The sequence below is a fragment of the Mesorhizobium sp. M3A.F.Ca.ET.080.04.2.1 genome (assembly GCF_003952525.1).
In the GTDB taxonomy this organism is placed as follows: Bacteria; Pseudomonadota; Alphaproteobacteria; order Rhizobiales; family Rhizobiaceae; genus Mesorhizobium.
Window position 1 is genome coordinate 4,124,746 of record NZ_CP034451.1, and the last position, 15,501, is coordinate 4,140,246.

The 15,501-nt window shown below is 65.6% G+C and carries 13 protein-coding genes and 1 pseudogene; 10 read left to right on the forward strand and 4 right to left on the reverse strand.

The features are described from left to right. From EJ074_RS19615 to EJ074_RS19635, 5 genes are all read left to right on the forward strand, one after another. Positions 1-1,332 carry a S41 family peptidase gene (locus EJ074_RS19615; protein ID WP_165349976.1) on the forward strand — a complete coding sequence of 444 codons (1,332 nt, stop codon included), beginning with the start codon at positions 1-3 and terminating at the stop codon, positions 1,330-1,332. Between the two features lie 174 nt (positions 1,333-1,506). Next, positions 1,507-2,709 (forward strand): divergent polysaccharide deacetylase family protein, encoded by a 1,203-nt coding sequence (locus EJ074_RS19620; RefSeq protein ID WP_095804747.1) that lies wholly within the window; start codon positions 1,507-1,509, stop codon positions 2,707-2,709. Positions 2,710-2,741: 32 nt separating this feature from the next. After that, positions 2,742-3,275: an RNA pyrophosphohydrolase gene (locus EJ074_RS19625; RefSeq protein ID WP_095804746.1), complete on the forward strand. Its 534-nt coding sequence runs from the start codon at positions 2,742-2,744 to the stop codon at positions 3,273-3,275. A 159-nt stretch (positions 3,276-3,434) separates the two neighbouring features. Continuing rightward, positions 3,435-4,580, forward strand: a complete 1,146-nt coding sequence (alr, locus tag EJ074_RS19630; RefSeq protein ID WP_095804745.1) for an alanine racemase — start codon at positions 3,435-3,437, stop codon at positions 4,578-4,580. Positions 4,581-4,673: 93 nt separating this feature from the next. Next, on the forward strand, positions 4,674-5,927 hold the full coding sequence (locus EJ074_RS19635; protein ID WP_095804744.1) for a D-amino acid dehydrogenase: 1,254 nt from the start codon (positions 4,674-4,676) through the stop codon (positions 5,925-5,927). Between the two features lie 15 nt (positions 5,928-5,942). Here the strand turns inward: EJ074_RS19635 and EJ074_RS19640 are convergent, their stop codons facing one another. From EJ074_RS19640 to EJ074_RS19650, 3 genes are all read right to left on the reverse strand, one after another. After that, positions 5,943-8,078, reverse strand: coding sequence for a phosphatidylserine/phosphatidylglycerophosphate/cardiolipin synthase family protein (locus EJ074_RS19640; RefSeq protein WP_348626967.1), 2,136 nt, complete (start codon positions 8,076-8,078; stop codon positions 5,943-5,945). Positions 8,079-8,104: 26 nt separating this feature from the next. Next, complete coding sequence (locus tag EJ074_RS19645; protein WP_095804743.1) at positions 8,105-8,545, reverse strand: hypothetical protein; 441 nt, start codon at positions 8,543-8,545, stop codon at positions 8,105-8,107. Between the two features lie 95 nt (positions 8,546-8,640). Then, on the reverse strand, positions 8,641-9,522 hold the full coding sequence (locus EJ074_RS19650; protein ID WP_095804950.1) for a LysR family transcriptional regulator: 882 nt from the start codon (positions 9,520-9,522) through the stop codon (positions 8,641-8,643). A gap of 285 nt (positions 9,523-9,807) precedes the next feature. Between EJ074_RS19650 and EJ074_RS19655 the strand changes: the two genes are divergently transcribed. The 3 genes from EJ074_RS19655 to EJ074_RS19665 all read left to right on the forward strand — a co-directional run bounded on the left by EJ074_RS19655 (position 9,808) and on the right by EJ074_RS19665 (position 12,427). Further along, entirely contained in the window at positions 9,808-11,304 is a 1,497-nt protein-coding gene (locus tag EJ074_RS19655; protein ID WP_129553658.1) for a CoA-acylating methylmalonate-semialdehyde dehydrogenase, read from the forward strand. 244 nt (positions 11,305-11,548) lie between these two features. Beyond that, positions 11,549-11,851, forward strand: a complete 303-nt coding sequence (locus EJ074_RS19660) for a hypothetical protein (protein ID WP_095804741.1) — start codon at positions 11,549-11,551, stop codon at positions 11,849-11,851. Positions 11,852-12,109: 258 nt separating this feature from the next. Then, a complete protein-coding gene (locus EJ074_RS19665; RefSeq protein ID WP_095804740.1) occupies positions 12,110-12,427 on the forward strand; it encodes a hypothetical protein in 318 nt (105 codons plus the stop codon). A gap of 15 nt (positions 12,428-12,442) precedes the next feature. Here EJ074_RS19665 and EJ074_RS19670 read toward each other — a convergent pair whose 3' ends face one another. Continuing rightward, positions 12,443-13,135, reverse strand: coding sequence for a GntR family transcriptional regulator (locus tag EJ074_RS19670; RefSeq protein ID WP_095804739.1), 693 nt, complete (start codon positions 13,133-13,135; stop codon positions 12,443-12,445). 69 nt (positions 13,136-13,204) lie between these two features. On the opposite strand from EJ074_RS19670, the gene EJ074_RS19675 reads away from it, so the two are divergent. Then, positions 13,205-14,098, forward strand: a complete 894-nt coding sequence (locus tag EJ074_RS19675) for a dihydrodipicolinate synthase family protein (RefSeq protein WP_095804738.1) — start codon at positions 13,205-13,207, stop codon at positions 14,096-14,098. Between the two features lie 56 nt (positions 14,099-14,154). Continuing rightward, positions 14,155-15,488 (forward strand): annotated as a pseudogene (locus tag EJ074_RS19680) (FAD-binding oxidoreductase). The last annotated feature ends 13 nt before the right edge of the window (positions 15,489-15,501 follow it).

The following is a 15,501-nucleotide window of genomic DNA, read 5'->3' on the forward strand; positions in this document are numbered from 1 at the left end:
ATGATGCGGAAATTGTCGCTTCTGTTTGCCGGCGCGCTGATGGGCGCATCGGCAATGAGCCTGGTCTACGGCGCACCGGGCTCGGCGGCGAACGCTGCGGGTTCCGAAACCTACAAGCAGCTGGCGATCTTCGGGGACATCTTCGAGCGGGTGCGGGCGCAGTATGTGACGCCGCCGGACGACAAGTCGCTGGTCGAGAATGCCATCAACGGCATGCTGGCCTCGCTCGACCCGCACTCCTCCTACATGAATGCCGAGCAGGCGCAGGACATGCGCGTGCAGACCAAGGGCGAGTTCGGCGGCCTCGGCATCGAGGTCACGATGGAGAACGACCTGGTCAAGGTGATCACGCCGATCGACGATACGCCGGCCGCCAAGGCGGGCGTGCTTGCCGGCGACTACATCGCCAAGATCGACGGCGAGGAGGTCCGCGGCCTGACCCTCAACGACGCGGTCGAGAAGATGCGCGGTCCGGTCAACACGCCGATCAAGCTGACCATCCTGCGCCAGGGCGCCGACAAGCCGATCGAGCTGACCGTGGTGCGCGACATCATCAAGGTCAAGGCGGTGAAGTACCGGGTCGAGAACGACGTCGGCTACATGAAGATCACCTCCTTCACCGAAAAGACCTATGACGATCTCGAGAACGCCATCGAGAACATCAAGAAGCAGGTGCCGAACGACAAGCTGAAAGGCTACGTGCTCGACCTCAGGCTCAATCCCGGCGGTCTGCTCGACCAGGCGGTGAGCGTGTCGGATGCCTTCCTGAAGCGCGGCGAGATCGTGTCGACCCGCGGCCGCGACCCCAAGGACGTCACCCGCTTCGACGCCAAGCCGAAGCAGAACGACGACATCAACGGCAAGCCGCTCATCGTACTGGTCAATGGCGGTTCGGCGAGCGCGTCCGAAATCGTCGCCGGCGCGCTGCAGGATCTGCGCCGCGCCACCGTGGTCGGCACGCAGTCCTTCGGCAAGGGCTCGGTGCAGACCATCATCCCGCTCGGCGAGAATGGCGCGCTCCGGCTCACCACGGCGCTCTATTACACCCCGTCGGGCAAGTCGATTCAGGGCAAGGGCATCACGCCCGACATCAAGGTCGAGCAGCCGCTGCCGCCGGACCTGCAGGGCCGCGACCTGACCCGTGGCGAATCGGACCTCAAGGGCCATATCAAGGGCGCCGACGAGAGCTCCACCGGCTCCGGGTCGGCCGCCTATGTGCCGCCGGAACCGAAGGACGATCTGCAGCTGATCTATGCCGAGCAGCTGCTGCGCGGCCAAAAGACCGATCCGGCCTTCCCGCCGAACCCGGACAAGGCTGTGATGAACCAGTAAACCTGGGATGGCTAGAGAAGACTCTGGCCGCCCGATCGAAGCAATGCGATGCTGCCGGGACCGCGAGGTTCCGGCAGTTTGATTCGGGGAGTTGGCGCCGCGACGCGCCGAAGAGGAATGCGCACGTGACCGCTGACGACCTGGCGAGCTGGATCACGGGCTTGGGGATGCGGCTTGGCTGACATCGGCAAGGACATCGAACGTCCGCTCGGACAGACGCTCCGCGCCCAACGCTCCGCCGCGCGCGGCATCAGCACAGGCACGCTTGTCGCAACGATCGCCGTCCTCGCCGTGATGGGCGTTTCCGCCGCTATCGCGCTGCGCGACAGGCCCTTTCGCAAGCCGCAGGAGATAGCCGTTTCGACGCCGAAAGAGGCAGTGGCGCCAGCTCCCGCGCCCCCCGCACCGGCGCCGCCGCCGGCACCGGCCGAGGTCGCCGCGACGAGCCCCAATGCGGGCACATCGATGAAGAGCGGTGGTCCGCAGATCATCCATGTCCAGCCCGCAGAGGGTGACGGCGCGCCCAAGGCAGGGATCGTCATCCGCGATCCCTCCACGCTCGGCCAGGATCTGAAGGTAGCGCATATTCCCGACCGGGCGTTGATCGAGGCCAGCGATACCGGTCCGCTGCCGATCCGGGCGGCCGACGGCAGGCGGCCGTTCGACGTCTATGCGCGGCCATGGTCCGGGGCGCGCGGGGCGCGCGTGGCGATCGTCATCGGCGGGCTCGCCGTCTCGCAGACCGGGACGCAGGCGGCGATCGCCAAATTGCCGGCCGAAGTGACGCTGGCTTTCGCGCCGCAGGGCAACAGCATCGGCCGCTGGATGCAGGCGGCACGGCAGGGCGGGCACGAGATCGTCATGCAGATCCCGTTGGAGCCGTTCGACTATCCGAACGTCAATCCCGGCCGCAACACGCTGACTGTCACCGCAAGCCCGGCCGAGAACCTGAAGAGCCTGCACTGGGCGCTGTCCAGGACGACCAACTACACCGGCATCATGAACTACATGGGCGCGCGATTTTCGGCCGACGCCGCCGCGATGGGTCCATTCATCGCCGAACTCGGCAAGCGGGGGCTGGCCTATGTCGATGACGGGTCGTCGGCGCGCAGCCTGGCATCCGACCTGGCGCTGAAGGACGGCGTGCCTTTCGTGGCCGGCGACATGTCGATCGATGCCGTGCAGGAACGGGGCGAGATCCTCAAGAAACTCGACAGCCTGGAGGCGACTGCGCGGGCCAAGGGCACGGCCGTCGGTATCGGCTCGGCCTTCGACGTCACCGTCGATGCGGTGACGTCCTGGATCGCCGAGGCCAAGAAGCGCGGCATCGAGATCGTGCCGATTTCGGCTGTGGCCATAGACCCTCAGAAAGGTTAGCCCTCGGCCTTCCGTTGATGCTGGTATCCAGAATGTCCAAGAAAATGATCGATCCCGAGACGCTGCCTTACCGCCCCTGCGTCGGCCTGATGATCCTCAACCCCGCCGGCCTGGTCTGGGTCGGGCACCGCATCGCCGAACCGGACAGCGAATTTTCAGGCACGACACAGCTCTGGCAAATGCCGCAGGGCGGCATCGACAAGGGCGAGGAGCCGCTGCAGGCGGCCGGGCGGGAGCTTTATGAGGAGACCGGCATGCGCAGCGTGTCGTTCCTCGCCGAGGCGCCGCAGTGGATCCATTACGACCTGCCGCCGCATCTAGTGGGCGTCGCCTTCAAGGGACGCTACCGCGGCCAGACGCAGAAATGGTTCGCCTACCGCTTCGAGGGCGACGAGAGCGAAATCCAGATCAATCCGCCGCCAGGCGATCACAAGGCCGAATTCGACCAATGGGCATGGCGGCCGATGCAGGAATTGCCCGACCTGATCGTGCCGTTCAAGCGCAAGGTCTACCAACAGGTGGTGCAGGCATTCCGGCATCTCGCTCCGCAAAGCGCCTCGCGCTGAAGGGATCCAGGCGACGCGGTCCAGGTTTTTGTTTGATGCATGTCGCTAGCTCAGACCCGCTGCCACTTGCGAGCCACATGCATAGGCGGCGGTCGTCTCCACGGCGGTTGCCCCGGTGGCACGACCGCACTATTGATGGGCTGACGCAAAAGGGGCGCCATGAACGACGACGCCAGAGGGCCTTTTCCGAAATCAGCTCCCGGCGCGCTGGTCAGCGAAGCGGCGGCCGGCGCGATCCTGACGATCGATCTCGGCGCGATAGGCGAGAACTACCGGCGGCTCAAGGCAAGGCTCGGCGGTGTGCGTTGCGCCGGCGTGCTCAAGGCCGACGGCTATGGTCTCGGTGCCGCACAGGTGGCAGGGGCGCTGGCGAAAGAAGGCTGCGAGACATTCTTCGTGGCGCTGCTGGCCGAGGGCATTGCACTGCGCAAGGCGCTGGGGCCGGTGCCCCAGATCTATGTGCTCAACGGGCTGCCGCCGGGTTCAGAAGCGGAAGCGGTTGCGGCTGCGCTCTATCCCGTCATCAACAGCACCGCGCAGTTGGAAGCATGGCGTCAGGCAGGCCGCCAGACCGGTCAAAGCCTGGCGGGCGCGATCCAGGTCGACAGCGGCATGTCGCGGCTCGGCATGTCGCCGGCCGAAGTCGAGGCGCTCGCGAAGGATGACAGTGCCTTCCAGGGCATCGATCTGCGCCTCGTCATGAGCCATCTCGCCTGCGCCGACGATCCGAGGCATCCGGCCAACGAAGAGCAGTGGCTGGCGTTCGAACGGCTGCGGAAAATGCTGCCGGAGGCACCCGCTTCGCTCGCCAATTCGTCCGGCATATTCCTGGGGCCGCTGTACCGCTACGATCTCGCCCGCCCGGGTGCGGCGCTCTACGGCATCAATCCGACACCTGGCGAACCCAACCCGATGCTGCCCGTGGTGCGGCTGGAGGCCAAGGTGGCGCAGACGCGCGGCGTCGAAAAAGGCGCGGGCGTCGGCTATGGCCACAGCTTCCACGCGGAGGGGCCGCTTCGGCTGGCGACGATTTCGCTGGGTTACGCCGATGGCTGGCACCGGCGCGCAGCCTCGGCAGCCTGGTTCGAGGGGGTGCGGCTGCCGTTTGCCGGCCGCGTGTCGATGGACTCGATCATCCTCGACATTTCCGCGCTGCCGGCCGGACGGCTCGGCGAAGGCGATCTCGTCGAGCTCCTCGGCCCCTCGCAAAGCGTCGACGCCGCCGCCGGCCAGGCCGGCACCATCGGCTATGAGATTCTGACCAGCCTTGGTCCCCGCTTTCATCGCCGCTATGTCGGCCTGTAGCACGCAAGCCCTTGGCGCGCGCCTCAGAATCCGGCAGACAGGCGGGAGCGATCTCGCCCCCGCACGGCGGGTCGGTCTTGAGGGGAGCATGCGATGAAGATCCTGGTGTTGGGCGGCGGCGTGATCGGTGTCACAAGCGCCTACTTCCTCGCAGAGGCCGGCCATGAGGTCACGGTGATCGACCGCCAGAAGGGGCCGGGGCTGGAGACCAGCTTCGCCAATGCCGGCGAGATCTCGCCCGGCTATGCCTCGCCCTGGGCCGGGCCGGGGGTGCCGATCAAGGCGATCAAGTGGCTGCTGATGAAGCACGGCCCACTGGTGGTGCGGCCTGCCTTCGATCCGCAAATGTGGACGTGGCTGCTCAAGATGCTGCGCAATTGCACGGCGGAACGCTATGCGCTCAACAAGTCGCGCATGGTGCCGCTTGCCGAATACAGCCGCGACACGCTGAAGGCGCTGCGCGCGGCGACCGGCATTGCCTATGACGAGCGCGCAAAAGGCACGCTGCAGCTCTTTCGCCAGCAGAAGCAGCTCGACGGCACGGGCGGCGATGTCGAGGTGCTGAAGAAATACGGCGTTCCCTACGAGCTCCTCGATCGCGACGGCTGCATCGGTGCCGAACCGGGGCTGGCCGCCGTTCGCGAGAAGTTCGTCGGTGGCCTGAGGCTGCCCGGCGACGAGACCGGCGACTGCAAGATGTTCACCGATCGGCTGGCCGAGCTTTGCGCGGCGCGCGGCGTCAGCTTCGAATATGGCACCACCATCCGGCGTATCGTCAGGAGCCGCAACCGCGTCGGCCATGTCATCACCGACAAGGGCTGGCGCATGGCGGATGCCTATGTGCTGGCGCTTGGCAGCTATTCCGCGCTTTTCATGCACAAGATGAAGCGGCCGATTCCGGTCTATCCGGTCAAGGGCTACTCGATCACGGTGCCGATCAAGAACGCCGAGGCGGCACCGGTGTCGACGATCATGGACGAGACCTACAAGGTGGCGACCACCCGGCTCGGCGACCGCATCCGCGTCGGCGGGACGGCGGAGATCTCCGGCTTCGATATGAGGCTGCACGAATCCCGCCGCCGCACGCTCGAGCATTCAGTCGGCGACCTCTTTCCGGGCGCCGGCGACCTCAAGGCGGCGACGTTCTGGTGCGGGCTCAGGCCGATGACGCCGGACGGACCGCCGCTGATCGGACAAAGCGAATTGTCCAATCTCTATCTCAACACCGGCCACGGCACGCTCGGCTGGACCATGGCCTGCGGGTCGGCCAGGGTGCTCTCCGACATCCTTTCCAACAGGGTCCCGGAGATCAACGCGCGCGATCTCAGCCCGGACCGGTATCTCTAGTGAAGGCCACGCTGATCAAAAGGCCTGCCTCACCCATGCCCCGCTGAACAGCAGCCTGTAGGCCCAGCCGATGCTCACATTGGCGGCGACCGGCCGGGAATGGGCGAGATAGTCGTCATAGACCGGCTTCATGCGGCGGTAGAAGGCGGGATCGAGCACCACCATGCCGTTCTCGCTGTCGTGAAAGAAGCTGCGGTTGTTGAGATTGACCGAGGAGATGGTGACCAGCCGCTCGTCGATCATCATGATCTTGGAGTGTAACACGACATCCGGGGCCTTGAACTCGCGGATGTCGATATGGTCGCCATATTTCTCGACGAACAGCCTGTTGAGCGCGGTGAGAAAGCTGCCGCCGATGTCGCCCTTGAGGTCGATGCGGCCGACGATGTCGATCTTCACGCCTCGGGCGAGCGCCCGGTCGAGGGCGCGAACAAGGTCGGGCGTCGGGTTGAGATAAGGGTTGACGATTTGGATATGGCGCCTGGCGGCGTTGATAAGCTCGACAAAGTAGTTCTCCAGCGCATGCCCATCCTCGTAGGGCACCGAGATGAAGTGCCGCGCCACGCCTGGCGAGCTGCGACCGGCTGAAGGAACCGGGATTGAAAACGGACGTGACAGGTTGGTGTCGGCATCGCGCAGCCAGACTGTGGAGAGGTGCGCCGCAAGCGTCGCGACCGTCGCCTCGTCCGCGACCTCGACGTCGAAATCGCTCCAGTTGGAATAGTAGTTCAGCGAGAACCCGTCCGTCTTGCCGTATTGCTGCAGGTTCGGATAACGCGTCAGGTCGACCGGCCGGTGAAAAAGGAAGCCATCATGGATGTTGCGTCCGCCGATGATGACGCGGGACCGGCCAGGCTGATCCGCCAGCGTCGCCAGCATCTTGATGTGGTGGGTCTTGTGCAGCTGTGAGATCTGCTCGTCGATCGGCGCGCCGCGGTAGGCCCGCCAGCGATATTCCTGCAGCTGGACATTGGGGAATTCGGCGGCCAGGCGGTGCAGCATGGCGTCGTCCTTCTCGCGTTCCAGCACGTCGGTGATCAGGATGCGCACCTTGGCGCCCCGCGCGGCATGATACCTTATCAGCCGCTCGATGATGCGGCCGGAAAAGTCCGCCTTGAACTCCAGCGACGACAGATAGATCAGCCTGAGCTTTGGAGCGTCGGAAAAATCGAGCGGCAGTTCCGGATCGGCTTTGTCGAAGGCACTGTCGGGCAGCGTCTTGCCGAGCAGGGCCTCGACCTTGGCGTTGAAGCCGTCGCGCGACTTGCGCAGGAGCGTGGGATTTCCGAGCGGCAGAGCGCAGGTCTGCGACAGCCAGCGGCCGGCATAGAAAGCGCGGTCGAGCGCTTCGAGGCTTTTCGCATCGGGTACCGGGCAGCGGTCATAGCGGCTGTCGAGCGCCGTGATCCAGGGATCGGCGGTCTCCTCGCGCAGAATGGTCAGCGGGGCTCCGGCCGGGGCCTCTCTGGAGCTGACGCGCAGGTCGCAGCGGCCGAGCGCCTCGCTGGGAAAGAGGCTGACCGGAGTGCCGGCTGCGGGCAGGCTGAGATGGAATTGCGAGCCCGCGGCGACGGTGCCCGATCGCGCCGACGAGCGAAGGGCGAGCGGGCCATCGCAACTGCCGTCAATGTCGAGGGGCGTGTTGCCGGCCTGTCGCAGCACGATCTCGACGGAGCGCGCCTGAAGTCCTGAAAAGCTGAAGGTCTTGGGGTCAGAGGGCCGCGCGGTGGCATCGAGATAAAGCGTCTGCCGCGACATGCGCCAGCGGCCGGTGAAATGGCTTTCGCCCGGCTTGCCCGATGCCGGCGGCAGCTCTGTCCTGTCGAGCGGATTTGCCAACCGCTGCAGCGCTCGATAGGTCCTTTGGAAGCTATCGTTATGGACGTCGCGCCAGTTGCGGCCGAAGCGGCCGGTGCCGTTTGAGCGGTCGAGGGCGTCGATCCGGCTCTGGGCGAGCAATGCCTGGAACCGCTTCTCGTAGGCAAAGTCGCCGTCATCCGCGAAGATGCGGGCGGTCGCGGTCTCGGCGCCGCTGGTGTCGGCCGATATTGGGGGGCGGGCGCAGGCACCATCACCTGGAAAATAGGCGCAGGCGGAACGGCCCGGCATGCCCGCGCAACTGGCCAGCACCGTCAGCGCCAAACCCGCCAACGAGCTTGCTCCAACGGACCTCAAGCTCACCCGATGGCCCCGTTCATGGCCTTGAGCTGGGCAGGATCGCGCGGCGGCATGAAGCCATGCGGGAACATCCTGCAGACGGGAAGCGCAAAGGTGGCGAGCAGAAGCTCCGCCTCGCCACGCATCTTCCTCGGTGCGCTGCGGTCGTCGCGGATCGCCCTCGCCGAGGCGATCAGCGCGCCGTCGCAGTCGCAATGATTGCGCTGGGCGATGTAGCAGGCGTCGTGGACCTGGCAGGCGGCATCAAGACGATCGACCGGCTTGGACGACAGGTCCCCGGTTCGGGTCCCGGGCCCACAATAGTTGCCGAAGACGAACGGCGAGGGGCGAGCCATTGCATAGCGGATCGGTTTCGGAAGTTCCGCCTCCGGACGTTTGGTCCAGGGATTGGCGCAGGCGGCGAGGCAAAACAGCGGCAGGATGGCAAGAGAGGCACGCATGTTTCCGCCGACGTTACGAAGAACAGTCCACGGTCGTCCGTGACGATCGCCGGTGCCACACTCGCCGACTTTGTGGCAAGCGCAAGGCGGCCTGCTCACATGAACAACGCGCGCTCCCGCTCGACCGCCTTGGTGATGAAGTTGGCGACGATCTGCACGCGCCGCAGCGGCCTCACCGATTCATGATAGACCAGCCAGTAGGCCCGGCGGATGGGCGCCACGATGTCGACCGGGACGAGCTCCGGCATCGAGCGCGCCACGAAGGTGTGGAGGATGCCGATGCCGGCGCCGGAGCGCACGGCTTCCGCCTGGCCGAGGGCCGAGGAGATGGCGAAGGTCGAGCGCCAGTCGGGGCTGAACTCGGCGGCGTAGTCGAGCGAGGGGCTGACGATGAGGTCGGGCACGTAGCCGATCAGCGTGTGCTGACCGAGCTCGGCCGCCGACTTCGGCAGCCCGTTGGAATCCACGTAAGCGCGGGAGGCAAACAGGCCAAGCGTGTAGTCGACCAGCTTTCCCGCGATCAGCCGGCCCTCGGTCGGCCGCTCGACCGTGATCGCGATATCGGCCTCGCGCCGCGACAGCGAGAAGGAGCGCGGCACGGGCACCAACTGGATGGTGAGTTCGCGGTGGAGCGCCGTCAGACCGCCGAGCCGCTTGGCCAGGAAGGCGACGCCAAAGCCGTCGGGCGCGCCGATGCGCACCGTGCCGGAAACGTCGTCGCCCTCGCCGGCAATGGTCGAGCGCGCGGCGATCATGTCGCTCTCCATGCGCTCGGCAATGTCGAGCAAGCGCTCACCGGCCGGCGTCAGCTCGCTGCCGGTGGTCAGGCGACGAAAGAGTTTTGTGCGCAATGCCTCCTCGAGCGCGGCGATGCGGCGCGACACGGTGGCGTGGTTGAGCTCCAGGCGCTTGGCCGCGCCCAGGATCTGGCCGGCGCGCGCCACGGCGAGGAAGATGCGGACGTCATCCCAGTTCATGGGGATGACCTCGGTGGCAACGGTCAAGGCCGCGATCCCTCGCGCCCCCCTCCGTCCTGCCGGACATCTCCCCTCTAGAGGGTGAGGTGTCCGGCAGGACGGAGGGGGGCGTGACAAAGCTCAACTTGAGAAATCCTTGGCGACAGGCTCTGGCTATTTGCGGCAATTAATGCACGTCCGGCTCCTGTTGTCTATTTTTCGCACAACGGTTGCGTTCTGGCTCGCGTTGCCTTCGCCCTCGCAAAGGCGGACAATGCCTCATCATCGAAAACAGGGAGAGAAACCATGATCGAATACGGTCATTTCATCGGCGGCGAGCGTGTCGCCGGCACGAGCGGGCGCAAGCAGGATGTGATGCAGCCGATGGACGGCTCCGTGCGCGGCACGGTGGCGCTGGCCTCGCAGGCGGAGCTGCGCTCCGCGGTCGAGAACGCCAAGGCCGCGCAGCCCAAGTGGGCCGCCACCAACCCGCAGCGCCGCGTGCGCGTGCTGATGAAGTTTCTCGAGCTGGTCCAGCGCGACTATGAAGAGCTCGCCGACATACTGGCGCGCGAGCACGGCAAGACCCTTGCCGATGCGCGCGGCGACATCCAGCGCGGCCTCGAAGTGGTCGAAGTCTGCATCGGCGCCCCGCACATGATGAAGGGCGAATTCACCGACGGCGCCGGCCCCGGCATCGATGTCTATTCGATGCGCCAGCCGCTCGGCGTGGTCGCCGGCATCACGCCGTTCAACTTCCCGGCGATGATCCCGCTTTGGAAGATCGCGCCGGCGATCGCCTGCGGCAATGCCTTCATCCTGAAGCCATCCGAGCGCGATCCGGGCGTGCCGCTGCGCATCGCCGAACTGTTCATCGAGGCCAGCCTGCCTGCCGGCATCCTCAACGTCGTCAACGGCGACAAGGAAGTGGTCGACGCCATCCTCGACGATCCGGACATCAAGGCCATCGGTTTCGTCGGCTCGACGCCGATCGCCCAATACATCTATTCGCGCGGCTGCGCGGCCGGCAAGCGCGTGCAGTGCTTCGGCGGCGCCAAGAACCATATGATCATCATGCCCGACGCCGACATGGACCAGACGGTCGATGCGCTGATCGGCGCGGGCTACGGCTCGGCCGGCGAGCGCTGCATGGCGATCTCCGTCGCCGTGCCGGTCGGCAACGACACCGCCAACCGGCTGATGGAAAAGCTGGTGCCGCGCGTCGAAAGCCTGAAGGTCGGCCCGTCGACCGACTCTTCCGCCGATTTCGGCCCGCTAGTGACGCGCCAAGCGCTGGAGCGCGTCAAGGGCTATGTCGACCTGGGCGTCAAGGAAGGCGCCAAGCTCGTCGTCGACGGCCGTGGCTTCAAGATGCAAGGTTATGAGAACGGCTACTATATGGGCGGCTGCCTGTTCGACAATGTGACCGCCGACATGCGCATCTACAAGGAAGAGATCTTCGGACCGGTGCTGTCGGTGGTGCGCGCGCCGACCTATGAGAACGCCATCCACCTCGCCAACGACCACGAAATGGGCAATGGCGTCGCCATCTTCACCCGCGACGGCGACGCCGCGCGCGACTTTGCCTCGCGCGTCCAGGTCGGCATGGTCGGGGTCAACGTGCCGATCCCGGTGCCGATCGCCTACTACACGTTCGGCGGTTGGAAGGCCTCCTCCTTCGGTGACCTCAACCAGCATGGTCCGGACGCGTTCCGCTTCTACACCAAGACCAAGACGGTCACCTCGCGCTGGCCGTCCGGTATCAAAGACGGCGCCGAGTTCGTCATCCCGACGATGAACTGACCGGACGCTTTTGGTTGCGCGTCCTCGCCGCGTTGCGGCTGCGGGCGCGCGGCATCCGATCGTGATTGAATGAGAGGCCCGGCGCTCGCGCTGGGCCTCTCCTTTTCAAAGCGGAATCAAGCGAATGTCACGACCATGGAACCAACAGGCAATATCTGCCTTAAATTACATTCCTGCCGCGTGCAGGCCAATCAAACAGCGCCGGTAGCAGCCGGGGTACTCGTCTGGCGCGAGGAGGTGTCAGGTGACACGATTTCTTATGGCGACGATGAGCCTTGCGGTTGCGGTATCCGGCGGCATCGCCCAGGCAAACGCGGCCGGGCAATGTGCTCCACGTTCCGAGGTGATCAAAGCGCTCGGCGACAAGTTCCATGAAAGCGAGGCCGGCCGCGGACTGATCAATCCGAACGTGGTGCTCGAGATTTTTGTTTCCGAGCAGGGCAGTTGGACGGTCCTTGCCTCCGATACCAAGGGTCAGAGCTGCGTGCTTTCGGTCGGCGAAGGCTGGGATAGCCCGACGATCGCCGCCGCCCTGCCGGGCGCTTGAACGTCGAGATGCAAGGCGCCTGAGCGCCTCGCCAGGTTTACAGCCCGAAGCGGAGAAAGCAGGTTGCTTGCGCTCGGTCAGCTTGTTTGCGGGGCGCAGGTTCACCATATCGAATCCAGGAAGTGACAGCTCCCGACAGACCGGAAACCAGAAGGAATGACGTGATGGGAACGTCCGATCCGGCCTGGAGCATTCCGGCACGCTGAGGCGGCCAAATGTGCCTCCCTTGCCGAAATGCGACGGCGAAGGAGGTGCCCGATGGCACGCATATTTTCGTTTCAATGGATCAAGCCGGCGGCGGTCGGGTCGACGATGGCGTTGCTGGCATTCCCCGCATCGGCGCAGGTCATTTGCGACGCCCATGACGTTTTGGTCACCGGACTGGCGGCGACGTTCGAGGAGAAGCGGCTCGGCTATGGTGTAGCCGGAGATGTCGCCATCTTTGAGGTGTTCGCCTCGGCAAGCGGCACCTGGACCATCGTCGTGACGGACGTCAACGGCCAAAGCTGCATCCTTGCGGCCGGTGAGGGTTGGGAAGAGACTCCGGCCACCGCGGTCGGGCAGCCGGGCGGGTGACGCGCGACGCGCCGGTCAGCGCGTCGCCGCGACCTCGGCATGGCCGCGCAGCAGCGCCATCAGCTTGTCAGCATCCTTGGCGGCCGCCTCCTCATCGCCGTCGAGGATGGAGCGGATCAGCGCGACGTGATGTTCGGCCGATTCGGCCAAGCCGGTATCGGCCTTGTAGCGGTACCAGAAGCGGCGGCTGTGGGTCTGCAAGGGAGCCGCCACGCGTGCCGCGAACGGATTGTCGGCCGCCATCGCAAGGGCCTCGTCGAGGGCCTTGTCGGCCTGGATGAAAGAAAGCACGTTGCCGGAGATCACCGCCTTCTGCATGGCTAGGGCGGCCTCGTGGAAAAGGTCCGCCGCCTCGCGGGTGACGAAGCGGGCCGCTGAGCGGGCCAGCACCAGCTCGATGCCGCGCCTTGCGTCGAGCACCCGCAGCCAGTCGCCGGGGTGAAGCGGCGCGACCGCGACGCCGGCGCGCGGGCGCACATCGAGCAGGCCTTCCCACGCCAGCCGCTGGATTGCCTCGCGCACCGGGGTCCGGCCCAACCCCAGCCGATCGATCAGCGCGCCCTCGGTGACAAAGCTAGCCGGAGGCAGCTCCAGGGTGACGATCATGTGCTCGAGGGCCCGGTAGGCTCGCGTCGCCGCCGGCTCGAACGCCGTCCTTGTCTCGAGGGATATCAAAGGCAGGCTCCTGATATATTTTTCATATATCATAATCGATTCCGCGTTGACGGGCCATTTCTTAATAGATATATGCCTGATATATCAGATGGAGGTGCTGCCATGTGGACCGGAGTTTTCCCCGCCGTCACGACCAAATTCACGACCGACGACCGCCTCGACCACGCCGAGATGGAGCGCTGCTATGGGCTGCAGATGGAGGCTGGCTGCGACGGCATCATCGTCTGTGGCTCGCTCGGAGAAGGTCCGATGCTGTCGCATGACGAGAAGATCGAGGTGCTGAAGACGGCGCAGAAGGTCGCCGGCCGCAAGCCGGTGCTCCTGACCGTCAACGAGCCCGGCACCCGCGAGGCGGCGAACATTGCGCGCCGCGCCGCCAGGGAGGGCGCCAATGGCCTGATGGTGGTGCCAAGCCCGATCTACCACACCGACCGGCAAGAGACGGTGGCAGCGCTACGCGCCGTCGCGCAAGCGGGCGACCTGCCGGTGATGATCTATTCCAACCGGCTCGCCTATCGCGTCGACGTCACGGTCGACCTGATGGAGGAGCTTGCTTCCGACGAGCGCTTCGTCGCCATCAAGGAATCGTCCGACGATATCCGCCGGTCGACCGAGATCATCAACCGCCTCGGCGACCGCTACGACCTCTTCACCGGCGTCGACAATCTCGCCTTCGAGGCGCTATCGGTCGGCGCCGTCGGCTGGGTGGCCGGCCTGGTGACGGCCTTCCCGCGCGAAACGGTCGCCATCTACCAACTGATGAAGCAGGGCCGCCGCGAGGAGGCGCTGGCAATCTACCGCTGGTTCCGGACTCTGCTCGATCTCGACGTCTCGACCTATCTGGTACAGAACATCAAGCTTGCTGAAGTGCTGGCGATTGATACCAATGACCGCGTGCGCATGCCGCGGCAGCCGCTGTCGGGCGAACGCCGCAAGGCTGTCGAGAAGATCGTGCGGGATGCGCTCGCCGTGCGGCCGAAACTGCCGGCGTTCTAAACTTGGCTCCGGCTTGCAGCCTTCTCCCCGCGCCGGAGAGAAGGTAAGGCAGCCGGATGAAGGGCAGTGCCGACGTGCAAGAAGACTCCAAAGAGACACAAGAGAGGCGGCACTCCTCAGCCGCCCCGCGTGCAGCTTCATCTCGCGAGCCGGGAGAAGCAGAAGATATCGCCATCATCGGCGGCGGCATCATCGGCATCTGCGCGGCAACCTACCTAGCGGAGGCGGGGCGCCGCGTCACCGTCTTCGACCGCACCGGCATCTGCGAGGAAACGAGTTCCGGCAATGCCTCGGCATTCGCCTTCTCCGATGTGCTGCCGCTCGCGCACAAGGGCATGATCAGGCAGCTGCCGAAGTGGCTTGCAGACCCGCTCGGGCCCCTCAGCATTCCCCCACCTATCTGCCGAAGCTCCTGCCCTGGCTGATCCGCTTCTGGCGTGCCGGGCGAAGCGGCCGCTACGAGGCAAGCCTCGCGGCGCAAGCGGGCATGATGAAGCTTGCCGAGGCCGAATGGATGGGTCTGCTCGATCGCTCCGGCACGAGGTCGATGCTGCGCGAGGACGGCTCATTGGAACTCTATGAGAGCGAAGCGGAATTCCGTGCTTCACTGCCCGGCTGGGCGGCGCGCGGACGTTTCGGCATCGCCTTCCGTCACGTCGAAAGGGAGGAGCTTGCCGCCCTGCAGCCGGGGCTTGCCCCGCGATTCGTCAAGGGCTCCTTCGTTCCGAGCTGGAAAACGGTCACCGACCCCAAGCTGTTCGGCAAGGCGGTCTGGGCCTACGCCGAGCGGCTGGGCGCCCGCTACGAAAAGGGGCAGGTCCAGCGGGTCGAAACAGGATCCGAAGGCCCAACGATTTCGCTGGCCGACGGAACGACGCGGCGGGCAAGGCATCTCGTCATCGCCGCAGGTGCATGGTCGCACCTGCTAGCCAGAAACCTCGGCGACCGAATCCCGTTGGAGACCGAGCGCGGCTACAACACGACACTGCCGGTCTCAGCCTTCGATGTGAAGCGGCAGCTGATCTTTTCCGGGCATGGTTTCGTCATCACGCCGCTGGAGACCGGCTTGCGCATCGGCGGTGCCGTCGAGCTCGGCGGCATCGAGCGGCCGCCGAATTTCGCCCGCTCGAGGGCGATGCTCGAAAAAGCGAAAAAATTCCTGCCGGGGCTCGATCCAAGCGGCGGCCGGGAATGGATGGGTTTTCGCCCGTCGCTGCCGGATTCGCTGCCGGTCATCGGCATGGCCGGGGCGCCGAATGTCTTCTACGCATTCGGCCACGGCCACCTCGGCCTGACCCAGTCGGCCGCGACCGGGCGCTTGATCCGCGATCTCGTTCTCGGGCAGACGCCGGCGCTCGATCTCACACCATTCCGCCCGCAGCGGTTCTGAAAGTTAGGAAATC

What these genes read in the sequence shown, in the direction of transcription:
- EJ074_RS19615 (WP_165349976.1), top strand. Translation starts at nt 1, where the DNA reads ATGATGCGGAAATTGTCGCTTCTGTTTGCCGGCGCGCTGATGGGCGCA.
- EJ074_RS19625 (WP_095804746.1), top strand. Translation starts at nt 2,742, where the DNA reads ATGTCCAAGAAAATGATCGATCCCGAGACGCTGCCTTACCGCCCCTGC.
- alr (WP_095804745.1), top strand. Translation starts at nt 3,435, where the DNA reads ATGAACGACGACGCCAGAGGGCCTTTTCCGAAATCAGCTCCCGGCGCG.
- EJ074_RS19635 (WP_095804744.1), top strand. Translation starts at nt 4,674, where the DNA reads ATGAAGATCCTGGTGTTGGGCGGCGGCGTGATCGGTGTCACAAGCGCC.
- EJ074_RS19645 (WP_095804743.1), bottom strand. Translation starts at nt 8,545, where the DNA reads ATGCGTGCCTCTCTTGCCATCCTGCCGCTGTTTTGCCTCGCCGCCTGC.
- EJ074_RS19650 (WP_095804950.1), bottom strand. Translation starts at nt 9,522, where the DNA reads ATGAACTGGGATGACGTCCGCATCTTCCTCGCCGTGGCGCGCGCCGGC.
- EJ074_RS19655 (WP_129553658.1), top strand. Translation starts at nt 9,808, where the DNA reads ATGATCGAATACGGTCATTTCATCGGCGGCGAGCGTGTCGCCGGCACG.
- EJ074_RS19665 (WP_095804740.1), top strand. Translation starts at nt 12,110, where the DNA reads ATGGCACGCATATTTTCGTTTCAATGGATCAAGCCGGCGGCGGTCGGG.
- EJ074_RS19670 (WP_095804739.1), bottom strand. Translation starts at nt 13,135, where the DNA reads ATGATATATGAAAAATATATCAGGAGCCTGCCTTTGATATCCCTCGAG.
- EJ074_RS19675 (WP_095804738.1), top strand. Translation starts at nt 13,205, where the DNA reads ATGTGGACCGGAGTTTTCCCCGCCGTCACGACCAAATTCACGACCGAC.